The sequence below is a fragment of the Bryocella elongata genome, assembly GCF_900108185.1.
GTDB classification, from domain to species: domain Bacteria; phylum Acidobacteriota; class Terriglobia; order Terriglobales; family Acidobacteriaceae; genus Granulicella; species Granulicella elongata.
Genome location: NZ_FNVA01000003.1, coordinates 228,862 through 246,839 on the forward strand (window position 1 = coordinate 228,862; position 17,978 = coordinate 246,839).

Below are 17,978 nucleotides of genomic sequence, written 5' to 3' on the forward strand. Positions count from 1 at the left end.
ATGAGCAGAGCTTCGGGCGGCTGGCCCGCTCAGCGGACTCCGCGCACACGGATCGCTACGTAGAGCAAGGCGATGGAGCCCACGACCCACACGGGAGTCGTACGGAAGAGCTTCTTGAGCGGCATGCTCACGGGCTCCGGATTCACGGCCACGAGAGCGGCCACCATGCCGACCACGATGTAAAGCACGAGCGAGTAGGTGCGGGAGAGGAACATGCACGAAGTCAGCAGGCCCACCATGGTGAGTCGAATGCAGAAGGCCGCATGTTCGAACTGCTGTGGCGACGAAGGCACGTCGAGGGAGGAGCGGAGGCCCACCGGGACGGCTGCCTGACTGCTTTCGAACGCCGCCATGCGCTCTTCATAGGTCAGCACGGGCGCGCGCATCGCGTTTCGAGAGCCGGGAAGAAAGCGCTGCGACGCGGGAATCGCAGGCCCGGCAACCGCGAGTGTGGGGACAGGCATTCCCGGAGCCGGCTTCTCGGAGGGCAGCATGGCCCAGGGGGCCTTCGTCGTCACCTCTTCCTCGCGCGCCAGCTTCTTTCGCGCCTCGCGGCCTTCCATCATCTTGGTCAGCGCAAACCAGCATGAGAGGAGAAGCGCGACGAAGAAGAAGTAGCCGAGAACCCCGGTCTCGGTAAACGACAGGATGTAGGAGTTGTGTGCGGTCTGGTGGGTGTCGGTGATCTCGGTGGTCTGCCACAGACCGATTCCGATGAAAGGGCTGCGCCGGAAGGCGCTGATGCTCTGGGCCCAGAGGGCTACGCGGGAGCCGTCGTCTTCCGAGATACCGCGGCCGCCCGTGACGCCCGTCGCGAGCAACCCAGCGAGCGCCCCGACACCAAGGATCGCCGACCCAAAGATGCTCAGGCGATCCTTGAAGGCGAAGATGACGACCGCGAGCAGGGCGACCAGTGTTCCGCGTGAGCGCGTGAGGTAAATGCCGTAGATCAGATACGCCGCCGGCAGGAGGGTAAACAGGAAGTTGAAGATGTGCGAGCGGGGCTTCCAACGGAGCCAGAGCAGGGGGAGTGTGCAGACGAGGAGCTGCCCGAAGTCGTTGGGATCCTGGATGACCCCGAGTCCGCGAATGCGCAAGGTCTGTGCGACGAGCGTGCCGCCGCCAATATTCTCCGAGACGTTCTCCATCATGACGTACTGGCCAATGACTCCGGCGTGCTCCTGCAGGATGCCCTGCAGAACGATGAAGCCGGCGATCGCCCAAAGGAAGTAGGCCATTCCCGTGAGGTAGCTAAGCTTGCGGCAGGTGACGACGATCAGGATGCTGCCCACGATGAACGGCAGGAGGCCGCGAAACGCTTCCAGGGCACCCGTGATGTAGACGGGGATCAGCGAGACGCAGGCAATCATCGACCAGATGATGATGAGGTAGGCCTGTTGATGGCGGAAGGCCTGTGACCCCGGCAGGTAGAACACTCCGACGGCAAGCGCGATCAGCGCAAGGATCAGAGGGAGTCGCAGCTCATCGCCGGTGAGGCCGAAGGCCGCGGGCGACAGGAGCGCGGCTCCGAGGAAAAGCTGGGTGACGATGAAGCCCATGCGATGAGTTTAGCGCGAGAGATTCGCGATCCTTTTCTGGGTTTGACTAGGCGGAAGCGGGTGTCATGAAGGCGATGACGGCCTCAAAGGCAGGGGTGATGGCACGTGGCAGCCGGTTCCCGATGAGAGCAAGACGCTCGCGATCGTGAGGCTCGAGCGCGCGAAACAGCCTCAGCAAGACCGGGTAGATGACGCATCCACTGAGGACCGCGAGGAAGAACCCAGGCGCGCCCGGTACGTGATGGCTGATGAAGTATGCGAGGGCAGCCATGACGACGCTCGCGCCGCCAATCCGGAGGGCGGCCATCCAGGGGAAGTTGAGCCGGATCACCCGCGAGCAGGCCATCCAGATGACGACCACCCCGAAGGCCTGTCCGAGGCCGTTGCCCCAGGCAGCGCCCAGAGCTGCATAGCGCGGAATCAGGATCCAGTCGACCAGGCCGTTGAAGACGGCCGTGACGCAATACCAGTAGATGATCACGTCCTGGCGGTCGGCGCTTCGCAGCAGGGTCTCGGGTACCCCTTGGAAGATGCGGGGAATCCCCAGGAGCACGGCAGTGATGAGCACGGGGACCGCCGGCAGATAACGCCCGCCGTATGCCATCTGGATCCCGGAGAAGGTGACAGCGGCGGCGCCCAGGCTGACGGGGACCGACATGAGCAGCAGAAAGCGGCAGGTACTCCATGCCAGCTGACGGGTACGGTCGGAGTCGCGCCCGGACTCTCCCATCAGGGAGATCGAGGCTGCGCCCGAGAGCACGCGGGCCGCAGTCAGCAGGTTGCTGGTGAAGGTGAAGCTGACCGAGTAGAAGGCCATCTGCGCGGCCGTGGAGAAGTACTTCAGGAAGATCAGCTCGGAACGGTCCCACACCACGGTGGTGAGGAGTTGAAGCCCGATGCCCTGAACCGAAAAGCGGCGAATGCGCTGAATGAGCTCGGGCTCCAGAACGTCCAGGGGGAGCACGCTGAGCCTGCGGCGAACCGGTCCGGTGCGGAGGATGACCTCCACAGTGCGGCCCACCAGAGTCGCGGAGGCAATGCCGATGAGGTCCCAGCGGAAGTAGATCGTTGCCGCGATCACCAGAGCGTAGCTGATGAGGTAGCCGAAGGCGCTGAAGGTATTGGGCCGGAGATCCTCGAAGGCAGCATTGGCCTGGGCCGGCACCCAGGACATGAGGCCCGGGACGATGGAGGCCAGCAGAATGATGGCCATGGCTTTATACGAGGGGTCGCCAAAGAGAACCACCAGGAGGATGCTCAGGGTGGATATGCTGATGGCGCCGATGAGCTGATAGCGGTAGGCCAGGCGATACACAGCGCGCGCCGTTCCGAGGCGGCCCTGCGCCATGAACTCCATCATGTACTTTCGCGTGGCGACAGAGACGCCCTGCCCCGCAGTCTGGGTGAGCACCACAACGAAGAAGTTGATGTAGCTGAAGTGGCCGAGCTTTTCCGGGCCGAGGTAGCGCGCAACCGCGATGCTGCTCGCAAAGAAGACAACAATCTCGATGACGGTCTCAAGGCCGTACCAGATCGAGTTGCGGAGGATCCTTACAGACGGCTTTTGATCAGAGACGCTCATGCAGCGATACGGTGGCGCGGGCCAGAGCCCAGAGACGCTTCGCCGTTGAGTCTGAGAGAGGGGGCAGAAGGTTTCAATGCGCGGTCGATGTGGCAATTGTAGCTTGGCAATGTGAGTGGCCCGCGGCTATTGCCTTCGATCTTTGGTGGGATCTCCAGCGGTGTCTGGGCGCTCATTCTTCCCGGCCGCGCGATGACACAGAGTGGTCATCTGGCGCTGTACCAAACAGCACTCAGGCATACCCCGAATGCCCCTTTTCGGGACGGTAGATTTCGCTGGAAGTGCATGACACGTGGGGCATAATGGAACCATACGCACAAAGACACGCTGAGCCGAGAAGCCGGGACGTGAGCCGTCCCTGATGCGCTGCCGCCACGGGCGAGGGATTGAGAATGTCGCGGATTCTGATTACAGGCGTTGCAGGCTTCATTGGATCGAGCCTGGCGCGGGCCTTAACGGCCGAGGGCGCTACGGTCCGTGGCATAGACAACTTCTCCACGGGGAAGCTGGACAACCTCGAAGGACTGCGCAACCGGATCGAGTTCATTGAAGGCGACGTGCAGGACGGCAAGGCCATGGAGTCGGCCTGCGCGGGCTGCGAGTATGTCTTTCACCAGGCGGCCATCCCGTCGGTTCCGCTCTCTGTCAAGGACCCGGTCGGCACCATGGACTCGAACCTGATGGGCACGCTGCAGGTGCTGGAGGGTGCACGCAAGGCTGGGGTCCGCCGGCTGATGTATGCCGCATCTTCGGCCGCCTATGGCGACGCCCCCGAGCAGCCCAAGCACGAACGCATGCTGCCGGCCCCCTGCTCCCCCTACGCCGTGCAGAAGCTGGCGGGAGAGCACCTGATCGCGAGCTACGCCCATTGCTATGGGCTGGATGCGGTGTCGCTGCGCTACTTCAACATCTTTGGCCCCAGACAGGATCCGGGTTCGCCCTACTCCGGCGTACTGGCGATCTTCATCGCGAAGATGCTCGCGGGCGAGACGCCGGTCATCTACGGCGACGGCAGCACCAGCCGCGACTTCACCTACATCGACAACGTCGTCGCGGCCAACCTGCGCGTCGCGAAGACCTCGGCCAAGGTCGCCGGCAAGGTCTTCAACGTTGCCACGGGGAAGAGCACTACGCTCCTCGAGGCCTACGAGCTGATCAAGCGGGCTACCGGGTACAAGGGCGATGTGGCATTCCGGCCGGAACGCGAGGGCGATATTCTGCACTCGCTCGCTGACATCTCCCTGGCGCGTGAGACCTTCGGCTACGAGGTGGTTGCAGACTTCGCCTCGGGCCTGGAGAAGACTATCGCCTGGTGCAGGCAGACTTCGGCTGTCGCGGTCTGAACGGGCCTAGCCACAGGGCAGTTGGCCGCCTCATGCCTCGAGGCGGTTGCGCTCGAGGATGGCTTCGAAGACGCGGCCAATCGCTGACCAGGAGAAGCTCTGCTCGACGAGCTCGAGTGCGTTGGCAGCAGTCTCCATCGCGGCCTCGCGCTGTTCCAGCAGGCGCAGACAAGCGGCAGCGAACTTCGCAGGCTCATCGGCGATGAGGATGTCCTTGCCGTCGTTGTAGGTGAGTCCTTCGGCGCCAACCGTAGTTGAAACGGTGGGAAGGCCCGCCGCCATGCACTCGTAGATCTTCAGCCGGGTTCCACCACCGATGCGGATGGGGACGACAGAGACTGCGGACTCCCAGAGATAGGGCCGGATATCCGGCACAGTGCCCGTGACGGTAACGCCGGGTACCGCCGCTGCCAGCTCGCGGATCTCGGCTGTCGGCTCTCGCCCGGCGATGGTGAACGTCGTGCCGGGACGCTGCGCCAGGATGAGCGGAAAGACCTGGCCGAGAAAGAAGCGGACGGCATCGATGTTCGGGAGCCAGTCCATCGAGCCCACGAAGACCAGGCCCTGGCGCTTTGGCGACGTGACTGGCTGGCGGAAGTAGTCGAGGTCGACGCCGGTCGGCACACTGGCCACGTTGCTGACGCCGAAGATCTGCTGCATGCGGCGGGCGTCGAGGTCGGAGACGGCGATGACAGCCCTGGATGAGCGGCAGACGTTGCGCTCGTACATCTCCATGCGCTGGGCCTGCTGAGTAAAGAACCACTGCTTGAGTGGATTGCCGGCCTGGCTGGCGTGGCGCTGCCAGATGGTGGCCTCCACATTGTGCTCGAAGAGAACGGTGCGCGAGAGGTCCGGCATATTCGGCGCGCAGGCGAGGAAGTCGCAGACGATGGAGTCGAAGTGCTCGGATGCCATCTTCGCTGCGATCACGCTGCGAAGTCTTTCTGACGCATAACGAGACACTGCAAGCGGAACCTGCTCCCAGAGGCTGGCCACGAGCTGCGGCACCATGCCCAGCGAGCCACGCTTGGGTGCCACATGGGAGACGACCGTCTGTGTGGTCGAGTACTCACCCGCGCGCTCGGGGCCCTCTGTATTTGCGGGGTCATTCAGCGCGGCGAAGTGAATCTCGTGGCGCTTGTGCAGCTCCCTGAGGGTTCCCAGGGAGCGGATCTGCGCACCGCGATCTGTGGGGTGAAGGAAGAATGGGCTGGCCCAGAGAATCTTCATCCGTTCAGACTCTCCCGGAACATTGCTTCAGCTACCATGAACAGACACCGACATCGCGAAGAGATTGGACCGCAGAAAGCACCGTGCAGGCTGTGACACAGCGAAACATCATTGTAATGGGTCTGGGCTACGTAGGTTGCGTAAGCTCGGCCTGCCTGGCCGAGATTGGGCACAACGTACTGGGCGTCGATCGCGATCAACACAAGATCGAGATGATCGCGCAGGGGCAATCTCCGTTCTATGAGCCCGGCCTCACCGAGCTCGTTCAGCGCAATGTGGAGGCAAAGCGGCTACGCGCCGGGGCGCTGACGCGCGAGGCCGTCGCCGAAGCGGATGTGATGCTGCTGTGCGTCGGTACACCTTCGCAGGTGAACGGCAACATCGACCTGGGGCAGCTGCATCGCGTTGCCGCGGAGATCGCGGACCTGGTGGGCGAGCGCTCGAAGCCGCTGGTGATTGCAGTTCGCAGCACCGTGTTCCCTGGAACCTGCGAAGCACTGCTGAGCTCTGTCTTCTCGGACAAGCCCAGTGTGCACCTGGTGTCGAACCCCGAGTTCCTGCGCGAGGGCGCCGCGGTAAAGGACTTCATGGAGCCCTCGCTGCTGGTGGTGGGCGGGACGAGTGATGTGGCTTCGGCGATCGTCGCCGGGCTCTACAGCGCGCTCCCCGTCGAGGCGGAGATCGTGAGCCTGCGCACGGCGGAGATGATCAAGTACACCTGCAATGCGTATCACGCGGTGAAGGTGGGCTTCGCGAACGAGATTGGATCACTGGCCTCGGCGTTGGGTGTCGACCCCATGCAGGTGATGGCCACGATGTGCAAGGACACGAAGCTGAACACCTCGGCGGCTTATATGAAGCCGGGCTTTGCCTTCGGTGGATCGTGCCTTCCGAAGGATCTGCGCGCGCTGACCTTCCGCGCGTCGCGGCTGGATGTGAAGCTGCCGCTGCTGGAGAGCGTGCTGCCCTCCAACGACGAGCACCTGCGCCGCGGTATTCGCGCTGTTCTCGCGCTGCCCGGGAAGCGCGTCGGCATCTTCGGCCTCGCCTTCAAGGAAGATACCGACGACCTGCGCGAGAGCCCGATCATCGCGCTGGTGGAGTTCCTGCTGGGCAAGGGTCGCGAGACCCGCATCTACGATCCCCACATCCGGCTGGAGGCGATCTACGGCAGCAACCTGAGCTTCGTTGTCTCGGCGCTGCCGCATATCGGCAGGCTGATGGTGAAGAGCGTGGAGGAGCTGCTGACCGACACCGATGCGATTGTCATTGCGCAGAAGCCCTCGGCGGCAATGCTTGCAACGCTGCAGGCCAGCGGGAAGCCGACACTGGATCTGACGAAGCTCGCTGCGATGGAGCAGAACGAAGCTTAAGAAGCGGCCGGCGCTACGATCTTGTCGATGGCGCTGTACATGCCATACGCGCTGGCCCAGTGCAGCTCGAGGTTGCGCGCGCGCGCGGCCTCTGCGATCCACTGGAACATCTTCGCCATGGGCGCGTTTGCGGAGCCATCGCCGAGGAGCGCCGCAGCGTTATCTTCGCGGGCCGTGTGGCCGAAGAGCTTCACGAAGATGTCGTCACCGATGCGCGGAGCGAGATCGAGCCAGCGCTGTACGCGGTAGGGCGTTGGGAGATCGTAGTTTGCCAGCTCGCTTGTCTCGACGCGTGGCAGCAGGCGGCCTTTGAAGCGCAAGCCAAGGGGACCGGTGATCATCAGCAGGTCTCCGCGGCGGCCTTCGCCCGGAGATGCGATGGTGCCGACGTCGAAGCCACGAGGCTTCGATGGATCGCCGTTGGTCCAGTAGATCTGGTTCACAATGCGCGATTGCGTGGGAGACGGCGCCGAGGGCATGGTGAAGTCCGCATAGCAGCCGAGGTCGCGCAGGATCTGCAGCTCGCCCGTGACACCACAGCCAAAGCCGGTGGGGTGCGAGTTATCGAGCGCCCAGTTGCCGTGGATGAATCCGAAGACCGGTCTGCCGTCGCGCATGTGCAGCAGGCCATGGTCGTTGTGGAGCCGCGCGATGAACTCACGCAGCTTGGCTTCAAAGCTCGCGGCGTTGTCGTTGAAGTGGTGGAGGTGGACCTCGACGTCGAAGGAGCCATCGCCGCAGAGAGAAGCGATGTTGTCCACCAGGCCACGGTCGTACTCCTCCTGCGGATAGAACGCCGTGAAGCAGGGAGGCATGCCTGCGCTGTCGCGAGGGGCTTCGGCGGCGATGCGCGGCCAGCATTCGTGCCAGATCTTCATGCGCTGATACGCGCGGGCGAGGTCAACCCTGCCGTGCGGCTCGAAGTGGTCTGTGATTGCGACCCAGAGACGCTTCGCAGGGGGCTGGCCGATGCGGCTCAAGCGGCTGCGAAGGTAGCCTGGCAACCATAGGTCTGCGGATTTCGGGAAGGGCATGGGTCGATCGGCGCGAAGCTGGAGTGGCTTGAATCATTGTAGCGGCGCAGCAGGATGAGACGTACCTACGCAGCGGTAGAATCGGCATATCCATGAGCGGCAAGACAGGGAAGCGCAACACCGCAGCGATGACGCGCCCTCGGACTTGTGCCGAGCTCCGGCGAGGGGCTCTCCGGCGATGAGGATTCTGCATGCGGTCTATAGCCTGGAGATGGGTGGTGCGGAGGTCATCGTCGCGCAGCTTGCGCGCCTGCATCGCTCGCAGGGGCATGATGTCCGCATTGCCTGCTACTCGAAGCTGGGCGTGCTGGGCGAGGCTCTGAGGACGGAAGGCTTCGAGCTTTACGTGCTGGGTGAAGCGCATCCGCTGCTGACGATGGCTCGCTACTACAAGCTTATTGCGACGCTGGATCCCGACGTGGTGCATTGCCACAACGTCGCACCAACGATCCAGGCCGCGCTTCCAGCGCGGCTGGCAAGCGTACGTTGCGTGTTGACGACGCGCCACGGGTTCACGCTCGATCCCTATCCACGCAACGAGGAGCTGAAGTACAACGCTGCAGGCCATGCCTGCGACCACATCGTGGGCGTGTGCCAGGCGGTGTGTGACGGCATCGAGATGGGTGCGCTTGCTGCGAAGGATCGAATTCGCAAGGTCTACAACGGTGCGTTGCCTCTTGCGCCAGTGAAGTCCGATGAGGTCCAGAAGCGTGGCTTCACGCTGCTCTTCGTCGGGAGGCTGGAGCCGGTGAAGAACCTGACGACGCTGCTTGAGGGCGTAGCGCAGGCACGCGAGCATGTGCCTGGCCTCGCCTGCTGGATCGTCGGTGACGGTAGCGCACGTGCCGGTCTTGAAGCGCGGGCCGCAGAGCTTGGTCTCGGTGATGTTGTGCGCTTCTGGGGGATGCGCATGGATACGGCGGCGTTCTTCTCCGCGGCGGATGTCTTCGTGATGAGCTCTGTGACCGAGGGCCTGCCGATGTCTCTGCTGCAGGCGATGAGCCTGGGCGTTCCGTCGATCCTGACAGACGTAGGTGGTATGGGCGAGGTATCGCGGCTGACGCAGAGTGGGCTTCTCGTTCCCGTGGGCGACGGCGAAGCGTATGGCAGGGCGATCGTGCGCATGGCTACGGATGAGGCGCTGAGGTCTCAGCTCTCCACGCGCGCTCAGGATGAGTACGAGCGGCGTTTCACGCTCGAGCGCATGGGCGAGCACTACCTCGAGCTTTATGCGAATCGCGTTTGACTCAGGGCTGACTCAGCTGGCAGTGCTTTCCTGAACAACCTGTAGATGTGCATTCGGTTGCGGTACGGGAACCGCCGTGCGCCTCCTCGCGTACCTTGCAATGCGAGTAGAAGGCCTTGGAGCGGATCGTCCGCACACTCATGGGGAGTGCGCGGCAACGGCCCAACTCGCCTAAAATCCATGAACAACTCTGTCTTTGCCTCTCGATGGCTTCTGCTCGCCCCCACATTGGGCGCGGGCATGACTCTCTATGCGCAGGCAGCTGCGCCTGCACGTTGCACGGTGTTGAGCGGCACCGTGCGCGACACGACCGAAGCCCTGATTCCAGGCGCGGCCCTGACACTTGACGGGCAGTCCGCGACCACGAGTGGTGCGGATGGCCTCTTCCGGTTTCCATGCGTCACTCCCGGTCGCCACACTCTGTTGGTCGCGAGTGATGGCTTCGCTGCGAAGAAGATCGATGTGAGCGCACCACATGCCGCGGCGCTCAGTGTGATTCTTTCGCTGGAGCAGGTGGAGACGCAGCTCGACGTGGATGTGAGCGCGACAGCTGCGACCAGCGCCAACGCGAGCGGGCCGACGCAGACCATCGCCGGCGACAGGCTGCAGGCGCTTGCGGATGACCCCGATGATCTGCAGCGCGAGCTGACACAGCTGGCAGCAGCAGCAGGCGGCAACCCATCCAACACGACGATCGCCGTCGATGGCTTTCAGGACTCGAGCGCACTGCCGCCGAAGAGTTCCATCGCGTACATCGTGGTGAACCCGGATCAGTTTTCTGCGCAGTATCGCGAGCCACCGTTCGAAGGCGGACGAGTCGAGGTCTACACCAAGCCCGGGGCGAAGACCTTTCATGGAGCCCTGTTCGCAGTGAACGGCAGCCCGTGGATGAACGCTCGCGATCCTTTCTCGGTGAGCAAGGCCTCCATCGGCAAGCAGCGCTATGGCTTCGAGCTGAGCGGACCTGTCACGCAGAAGAACAGTGACTTTGCGGTCACGCTGGAGCACCGCTCGATCGACAACTTTGCCGTGGTCAATGCCGTGACGCTGGACGGCAGCGGGAATCAGACGTCGACCATCGCGAACGTGGCCACGCCACAACGGCTGTGGCTCGCGACGGCGCGCTACGATCTGCAGCTTGGTGCGAAGAATACGTTCATCGCCACGTACAGCGCGAACGTGAACCACCTCTCGAACCAGGGTGTGGGCGGAAGCACGCTGCAGGAAGGCGCCTATGATGCGCAGACGTACGAGCACATGTTCCGCATAAGCGATGTGACTTTGTTCAACGCGCACCTGATGCACGAAGCACGCGCGAGCTTCCGCTGGAGCGGGAGCGTGGACGCTCCTGTGTCAAACGCGCCGCAGGTTGGCGTGGCTGGCGCGTTCACGGGAGGTGGCTCAACGCTTGGCCCGCAGCATATTCGCGAGTTTCAGATTGAGTACGACGACGATGCGATCCTGACGACTAAGGCACATACGTTGAAGTTTGGCACGCAGTTCTTCAACTACCTGGAGCGGCGGCAACTGACGCAGAGCTTCAATGGGAGTTACGTGTTCGGCGGAGGCACTGCTCCCGTGCTGGATGCGAACAACAATGCCATCGCTGGACAGACCGAGACCATCACCGGAGTCGAGCAGTATCGCCGGGCGCTGCTTGGGTATGCGGGCGGACAACCGACGGCCTACAGCGTCGTGACGGGAACGCCGACCGTGAACTTCAACCAGGTGCGGGATACGCTGTTCTTCCAGGATGACTGGAATGCGGGCCACGGGCTGCATGTAGCGTATGGCGTGCGGTATTACATTCAGAACGATCCGCTATTTGTCGGCTCGCTTGTGCCGCGCATCGGCCTGCTCTGGTCGCCGGACAAGAAGGGCAGATGGACACTACATGCGCACTGGGGAATGTTCTCCGGCCAGGAAGGTACAACCTCCGAAGCGGAGATGCTGCGCGAAGACGGTGTGCACCGGATCACCAGCACGGTCTACAGCCCGACCTGCACAGGCGTCTTTGTAGCGAACACCTGCCAGCCGCTTTCGACGGGAACAGTGATCACGAGTCAACGTGAGTGGGGACCGCATCTCGGAGCGCAGACGTGGGGCGCTACCAATGTTGGCGGCACACGTGTTTTGCCTTACGGCTTCAACCTATCGATCGATTACTACGCCGTGCGCATGTGGGACATGATGCGGAGCAAGAACATCAACGCTCCGCTCAACGGTTCGCCGACCGGGCCACGGCCGGGGCCCGCGAACACCAACATCTACCGCGCCGAGAACAGCGCGCAGGGAACCGGCAACGCGGTCTTCGGCGGGCTGGAGAATCACAAGTTCAAGCGCGTGCAGTTCTTCGTAGGAGGGGTGCGTGTGAACCTGATCGACGACAACAACGACGACACGTTCTTTACGCCGCAGAATGCCAACAGCGACGCGGGCGAGTTTGCACGCAGGCTGAACCAGGGAGAGTGGAATGTCTTTGGGAACGCCACCGTTACGCTGCCGGAGAAGATCCAGGTGAGCTTCAACTACTCGGGACAGGGCGGCCATGTGTTCAACGTGACGACGGGCTTCGACAACAACGGTGATGGCGTCTTCAACGATCGCCCCACCTATGCTGTTGCAGGAACGCCACTGTGCTCCGTGAATCCCAACGCCACGCCTTGTGGGTACGCGACGAAGTGGGGTGAGTTGGTCGCGAGCGGAGGCACGGGGGTCTTCCCGCGCGACAAGGGCGTGATGCCCTGGAGCAACTACCTCGACACGAACCTGCAGCGGACGTTCAAGCTCTCGCATAACGCGAAGGCGGATCATCCGCAGAGTGTCACGCTGAATGTGCGTTCGTCGAATGTACTGAACCACATGAACGTGACGAGCGTGGGCGGAGTGCTGGGCTCGCCGCAGTTCGGTGTAGCGTACGCGGCTGATCCGGGTCGCCGGATCGAGGCTGGTGTTCGCTACAGCTTCTAGGAGCGCATGGCGGCCGGAGCGATCCGTGCCGCCTTGCTGCCCTGGCTACTTCTTGTCGGCTTCGTCCTTGTGCTCAGCGTGGTGCTGAACGGCAGCATTATGCTCGTGGGCTTCGCGGGCCTGTTCTTCGGCAAACTTTGTCTGCTCGTGGCTCGAAAGTCCCTGGTGCTGGTCCCGGGATGCAGCGGCGACATCGTGCGCGTGTTCCGATTGGAAGTGACGCTCGGCGGGACCGGAGTGCTGACTGTTAGGCATGTGCGTTCTCCTATATGTCTGTGAGATGCGGCGCACGGGTGTTTGGTGCGCTTCATCCCACACAGAACATTCGGCCTTTGTCCAAAAGCGAAAGAGCCCTGCGATTGGCAGGGCTCTTTCGCTTGCATCCTGAGGGCCCGTGTGCGGCCCTCATAAAGCTAGTAGTTGTAGTTGATCTCTTCTTCTTCGTGAACACCGTAGCGGCGAAGCAGGTTGGGCAGGTTCTGCGAGAACGCGCTGCGTGGCATCACGACATCGCAGCCAGCCTCGACGGCCTTGGCCTTGAGGTCGCCCTGCAGATGCGAGAGGAAGCCGATGACCGAGACGGAACGCTTGAGCTTGGCCTTGAGCTTCGGAATGAGCGTCATGGGCTTGGCATTGGCGTTGTTCAGATCGAACACGATGAGCGCGGGCTTGTTGACTTCTTCACCGCTGGTGAGCTCCGCCAGGGCTTCCTTGTTATCGCCCTTCATGAAGGCGACCTTGACGCCAAGCTTGCGCGCTGCTTCCTGGATCTTCGCCACAAAGAACAGCTCTTCGATGAAGAAGTAGATGTGCGTCTGGGCGCCTTCCGGGATCGGCACTGCGCGCGGCATGGAGTGGTCGATAGGCTGGTTGTCGCCGTGATGGCGATGGCCGCCGCGACGCCCATTGAGCTGGATCGTCGATGCCGGAGCCTGCGGGAAGTCGGCGCTGGCCTCGCGGTAGCTGTGGTCCATCGGGCCGACAAAGCCGGTGCGCTCGCGCGACTGGCCGCCACCACTCTTGCCCTTGCGCTTGAAGCCCGAGGACAGGTTCCCGAAGTTGTCGGGGCGATGTTCGCGGCCCGAACTTGAGCTCGAGGCCTCGGAACGAACTTCATTGCCAGGATTCTCGTTGCGCGGACGGCGCTCGCGATCGCGGAACTTCTTCTTCCAGCGCTTGCCGGGGCCCTGCTGATCGCCGCTGCGTTGATCGGCCCCACCGCGAGGATCGCTGTTACGCTGATCGCCGTTGCGCTGGCTGCTGCCCTGCTGGCGTCGCTGCGACTGGGGCTGTGCCTGCGCCGCGACAGGTGCAGCGGAGGCTGCCAGCGCGAGGCTTTCGCCTTCCATCACGATGGGCGCTTCGGACACCGAAGCAGCAACGCTTCCGGCGCCGGTCTCCCCTGGGGACTGCTTGTTCTTCCGCTTTCGGCGACGGCGGCGGCTGCTCTTGCTCTGGCCCATACCTGGGGCCGGCTGACCGTTGGGGCCTGCGGAGCCGGCCTCAAATTCGCGATCGCCATAGGACTCGGTACCGAAATCGGCGGAGTCGAAATCCCCCGCCGCATCGTGCGACGGAGCATCCATCAGGTTCTGCTCGGACATGGTGCTGTGGTTACCCTCTTGCCTTTCACTGCCTGGAGGAATCGCCGAATGGCGCGATAAGGCACGAACCTGCGCTTGCGCACAGGGTTGGACTTGTCGCGGTACTGCTGTCACTCGGAGAAGGAATCAAGCTATCGCTCAATAGGTCGGTCTTTTTCGGCTGGCCGCCGCGCGGCTGCATCCCGCGCCGCTGTACTTGCTGGCACCGTGGTTCGTGGCTCCAACAACTTCGTCGGAGGCCCTGCCGCGGCCTGCGTTTTGCCCTGCAACTTCCGTCGAACTTCGAATCCGCGAACCTGAGTGCTCCGTGCGAACGATCGGGGCGGGTGAACCGTACTCGCCGTTCGTGTCGACACCCCGCGATTTGACGACTGCGCGGTGATGACGGTCAGGGCATTACTGCTTCAAGGGCGCTGGCTGCAATCGGTGATGCAATGTTGATCGAGTCTACGCTGGCTGAAGGTTGCGGTGAGGGCAATGCCTTCAGGTTCTATCCTGTCTCAGCTCCCCAGCTGGGACATCTGGATGCAGGAATTTTGTTTCCTCCATCGAACCTCCACGATACTACGCCCGATGGCGCAGGCGCGCAAGGGACGCAATGGTAACCCTCGAGGGTCGAAGTGAGCGAAGCTTTGAAATTCCCGGAGAATCGGCCGGACTGACCAGAAAGCCGTTGGGCCATCTCCCCTCCCCGGAAGATGGCCCTCGACCTTGCATGGCCAGTCACTGGCCTCCAAAAGGTGGTTCCCTACGCAGAGCGACTCCACACGGAACCGACCGGAGCGGGTGCGCTTCTCATGATGGAAGCTGATCGTTACCCTTATACCGGCTGTTCGGCGGGGGTCCGCGTGGCGGCCGCCCAATCTCGAACACTTTTCTATAGAGCAATCCGCGTACCAAAATGGAATTGCTGCGTTTACATGGACTTACTTCAGTGCTGACGCAAGAAACCACCTGAAAATTGAAATATCAGAGGTTCAGCTCTTCCGTTTTATGGATATCCGGGCGGGTTTAGCGACATTATGGCGGATGGCGATGATGTTGCGGTCCACCGGGCCCAGGGTACGGGTCAATCTTTAGATGCGGACAAGAAGCGGCACTTCGCTCGCTGTGCACAGGGGAATGTGAAATCCCCTTGATTGACCGGCCATCGGGGCTCTCCTATAATCCAAGCCAAGCGATCGAAGCTACCGCAAGACCATAGTCCGTTCCAGTCTTCGTATCTGGAACCTCTATGCGCGCCGCAAGCTCGAAGGGGTGTGCGGGCGGGAAGATTGAGAATCGCGGATCTCTCCGGCGGCGCTTCCGCCAGGAAGCGAAGCCGAAGGCGACCGAGTTGACCGCGACAACCAACCTGCGCTGCCACTAGCCCTCTATGCTGCACACCTCATTCAAGACCGAAATGGTAAGGAGTCTCCAGAACCACATGAACCGCACCTTTGTCCTTGTCACGGCGCTGGCCGCTGGCATCGCTACCCTCCCCATGGCCGCGCAGACCGCGGCTCCCGCGGCTCCGGCTGCTTCCCAGTCGGTTGAGCCCCAGGCTATTCCGGCAAAGATCGCGATCATCGCCTTCGAACAGGTGGTCTTTGCCACCAACGAAGGTCAGAAGACCGTAGCTGAAGTTCAGAAGAAGTACGATCCCAAGAAGGCCGCCCTCGACCAGCTCGGTGCGCAGATCGACGCGCTCCGTAAGCAGGAGCAGGCTCTGCCTGCGACGACCACCGATGCAGAGCGGGCGAAGCTGCTCCGCGACATCGATACGAAGGAGAAGCAGGCTCAGCTCGACGGCAACGAAGCTCAGGAAGCGTACGGCAGCGACCTGAACGAGGCCATGGGCAAGGTTGCGCAGAAGGTTGGCGCAGTGGCAGTGAAGTACGCCCAGGACCACGGCTTTACGATGGTCGTGAACAGCGGCGTGCAGCAGGGCCAGAGCCAGTTCCTGTGGTGGCAGCCGTCGACGGACATCTCGCAGGCCGTCGTCAACGCTTACAACACCAGCTCGGGCGTTGCGGCTCCCGCGCCTTCGGCACCGCGTCCTGCAGCCTCGCGGCCAGCAGCTCCCGCTCCCAAGAAGTAGCTCTTTCAAATACGAGCTTGACCAAAGCGGAGACCTTCGGGTCTCCGCTTTGGCTTTTGCGGCCCTCACGGCCCGCTCTTCGCACGTGTGTTCCAAGCTTCCCTGGGTTGCCGGAATGCAGTTTGCCTCAGTGCCGCCTATCATGACGGGAGCACGGTGGAGATCGGCGCTGGGAGGGAGCACGAGCATGCGGGTCGGGTACTTCGGTGGAACCTTCGACCCTCCGCACCGGGGCCATCTGGCGGTTGCCTGCGCCGCACGCGATGCATTCTCGCTCGACCTCGTCCTGCTGGCGCCAACGGGCAAGCAGCCCTTGAAGCCCGATGCGCGATCTGCTCCGTTTGCTGATCGGCTGGCGATGGTGGAGCTGCTCTGCGAGGGGGAAGTGGGCCTCGAGGCGAGTGCGATCGACGCTCCTCGGCCGGACGGCTCGCCGAACTACACGATCGATACCCTTGATCGACTGAGAGCCACGCTCGGGTCCACGGAAGCCTCCGCAGCGAGGCTGGAGCTGTTTGTCGTGGTGGGTGCGGACGCCTTTCTCAGCCTGCCGCTCTGGCATCGCCCGGAGGGCCTGCTGCGGGCAGCCGAGTGGATTGTCGTGAGCCGGCCAGGTTTCTCGCGAGAAGACTTGCGATCTGTGGCTTTGCCGGAGGATGATGCTGAGCGCGTGCATCTATTAGAGAGCGTGGATGTGCCGATTTCGGCGACTGATGTTCGTTCGCAGCTTCTGGCAGGCGAGCGTCGCCTTGAGTCACTCACCCCGGGAGTTCTTGCTTATATCGAGGCCCGTCATCTTTATGGCAGATAGCTGAAGGCCGTGGCAGCGCTGATCCCATCTAACTTGCTGGTAAGGAATCCTGCGTTCGCGCTGGGGCTGCGCTACCATTGAGAACCGAAGAGGATTTAATGGCAAAGATTGAAGTGAAAGAATTGCTGGCCGCGGCAGTCGCGGCGGCAGAAGACAAGAAGGCCGAGGACATTCGTATTCTGGCTCTCGACCCGGCCGAGAGCGGCCTTACCGACTACTTCCTGATCTGCAGCGGTAACAACGAGCGGCAGAACCAGGCAATCGTCGATGAGATCGAGATCAAGCTGAAGAGGAACTTCGGCACCTATCCCAACTCCATTGAAGGCCAACGCCAGGGAGAGTGGATCCTGATGGACTATGTGGACTTCATCGTCCACGTGTTCTCGCCCGAGAAGCGCGCTTTCTATGGCCTGGAGAGGTTGCGGAAGTCCGCGACATCGTTGAGTGTCGCTGATCTGAACTCTGATCTTACTGCGGCTATCTCGGCACAACGGACTGCTGCGAAGAAGGCTCCGGCGAAGAAGGCTGCGAAGAAGACCGTGGCAAAGAAGGCGGTAAAGAAGGCGGTCAAGAAGGCTGTTGCCACCAAGGCGGTCGTGAAGGTTGCGGCGAAGAAGGCGGCTCCTGCCAAGAAGGCTGCTGCGCCGAAGAAGGCCGTCAAGAAGGGCACTGCGCGCTGAAGATCACGCTGGCTTCGATCGGCGGCAAGATGAAGTCCGCGCCCTGTGCGGCGCTGGTGGAGGACTACTGCCAGCGAGCACTGCGGCTTGCGCCGGTCGCAGCGCACCGATTCGCCGATGAAGCTCGACTTCTGGCATGGCTGGAACAGACCCGATCCAAGGGCCGGGTTCTGGTGTATCTGTTCGACTCAAGAGGCAAGAGCCTGAGCTCGGAAGAGCTGTCTCAGCAGCTAGGGCAGGCAGGAGTCGACGGGCAACAGCACCTCGTCTTTGCCATTGGCCCACCCGATGGGTGGAGCGATGCTGCAAGGAAAGCTTCTGATCAGCTGATTGCATTCGGGCGAATCACGCTGCCGCACGAGCTAGCGCTTGCTGTCGCAGCCGAACAGCTATACCGGGCGCTGGCGATTCTCGAGGGACATCCGTACCACTCAGGCCACTGAGCAGCTCTAACGGTGCTGATGCT

At 62.4% G+C, this 17,978-nt stretch carries 14 protein-coding genes; 8 read left to right on the top strand and 6 right to left on the bottom strand.

Annotated elements, in window-relative coordinates; genetic code table 11:
- Positions 1-29: 29 nt before the first annotated feature.
- Both C4S68_RS10125 and C4S68_RS10130 read right to left on the bottom strand, forming a co-directional pair.
- Positions 30-1,559, bottom strand: a complete 1,530-nt coding sequence (locus C4S68_RS10125; protein ID WP_103932949.1) for an O-antigen ligase family protein — start codon at positions 1,557-1,559, stop codon at positions 30-32.
- 46 nt (positions 1,560-1,605) lie between these two features.
- Entirely contained in the window at positions 1,606-3,141 is a 1,536-nt protein-coding gene (locus C4S68_RS10130; protein ID WP_103932950.1) for a lipopolysaccharide biosynthesis protein, read from the bottom strand.
- A gap of 392 nt (positions 3,142-3,533) precedes the next feature.
- Here C4S68_RS10130 and C4S68_RS10135 point away from each other — a divergent pair, with 392 nt between their 5' ends.
- Entirely contained in the window at positions 3,534-4,484 is a 951-nt protein-coding gene (locus C4S68_RS10135; protein ID WP_103932951.1) for an SDR family oxidoreductase, read from the top strand.
- A gap of 30 nt (positions 4,485-4,514) precedes the next feature.
- Here the strand turns inward: C4S68_RS10135 and C4S68_RS10140 are convergent, their stop codons facing one another.
- Positions 4,515-5,714, bottom strand: a complete 1,200-nt coding sequence (locus C4S68_RS10140) for a glycosyltransferase family 4 protein (protein ID WP_103932952.1) — start codon at positions 5,712-5,714, stop codon at positions 4,515-4,517.
- 116 nt (positions 5,715-5,830) lie between these two features.
- Here C4S68_RS10140 and C4S68_RS10145 point away from each other — a divergent pair, with 116 nt between their 5' ends.
- Entirely contained in the window at positions 5,831-7,087 is a 1,257-nt protein-coding gene (locus C4S68_RS10145; protein ID WP_235011497.1) for a UDP-glucose dehydrogenase family protein, read from the top strand.
- Here C4S68_RS10145 and C4S68_RS10150 read toward each other — a convergent pair.
- Entirely contained in the window at positions 7,084-8,121 is a 1,038-nt protein-coding gene (locus C4S68_RS10150) for a hypothetical protein (RefSeq protein WP_103932954.1), read from the bottom strand. The genes C4S68_RS10145 and C4S68_RS10150 overlap by 4 nt on opposite strands.
- Positions 8,122-8,299: 178 nt before the next feature.
- Here C4S68_RS10150 and C4S68_RS10155 point away from each other — a divergent pair, with 178 nt between their 5' ends.
- Both C4S68_RS10155 and C4S68_RS10160 read left to right on the top strand, forming a co-directional pair.
- Positions 8,300-9,367, top strand: coding sequence for a glycosyltransferase (locus tag C4S68_RS10155; protein ID WP_103932955.1), 1,068 nt, complete (start codon positions 8,300-8,302; stop codon positions 9,365-9,367).
- A 180-nt stretch (positions 9,368-9,547) separates the two neighbouring features.
- Positions 9,548-12,337 (top strand): TonB-dependent receptor, encoded by a 2,790-nt coding sequence (locus C4S68_RS10160; RefSeq protein ID WP_235011498.1) that lies wholly within the window; start codon positions 9,548-9,550, stop codon positions 12,335-12,337.
- A gap of 45 nt (positions 12,338-12,382) precedes the next feature.
- Here the strand turns inward: C4S68_RS10160 and C4S68_RS10165 are convergent, their stop codons facing one another.
- Both C4S68_RS10165 and C4S68_RS10170 read right to left on the bottom strand, forming a co-directional pair.
- Positions 12,383-12,592: a hypothetical protein gene (locus C4S68_RS10165; RefSeq protein ID WP_103932956.1), complete on the bottom strand. Its 210-nt coding sequence runs from the start codon at positions 12,590-12,592 to the stop codon at positions 12,383-12,385.
- A 158-nt stretch (positions 12,593-12,750) separates the two neighbouring features.
- The gene (locus C4S68_RS10170) at positions 12,751-13,941 is read right to left on the bottom strand and encodes a response regulator (RefSeq protein ID WP_103932957.1); all 1,191 of its coding nucleotides are present in this window, start codon (positions 13,939-13,941) and stop codon (positions 12,751-12,753) included.
- Between the two features lie 1,426 nt (positions 13,942-15,367).
- Between C4S68_RS10170 and C4S68_RS10175 the strand changes: the two genes are divergently transcribed.
- From C4S68_RS10175 to C4S68_RS10190, 4 genes are all read left to right on the top strand, one after another.
- Entirely contained in the window at positions 15,368-16,021 is a 654-nt protein-coding gene (locus tag C4S68_RS10175) for an OmpH family outer membrane protein (protein WP_103932958.1), read from the top strand.
- A gap of 187 nt (positions 16,022-16,208) precedes the next feature.
- Positions 16,209-16,832 (top strand): nicotinate (nicotinamide) nucleotide adenylyltransferase, encoded by a 624-nt coding sequence (gene nadD, locus C4S68_RS10180; protein ID WP_103932959.1) that lies wholly within the window; start codon positions 16,209-16,211, stop codon positions 16,830-16,832.
- A 98-nt stretch (positions 16,833-16,930) separates the two neighbouring features.
- Positions 16,931-17,512, top strand: a complete 582-nt coding sequence (gene rsfS / locus C4S68_RS10185; RefSeq protein WP_103932960.1) for a ribosome silencing factor — start codon at positions 16,931-16,933, stop codon at positions 17,510-17,512.
- Positions 17,513-17,520: 8 nt separating this feature from the next.
- Positions 17,521-17,955, top strand: a complete 435-nt coding sequence (locus C4S68_RS10190; protein WP_268807276.1) for a 23S rRNA (pseudouridine(1915)-N(3))-methyltransferase RlmH — start codon at positions 17,521-17,523, stop codon at positions 17,953-17,955.
- Positions 17,956-17,978: the final 23 nt, after the last annotated feature.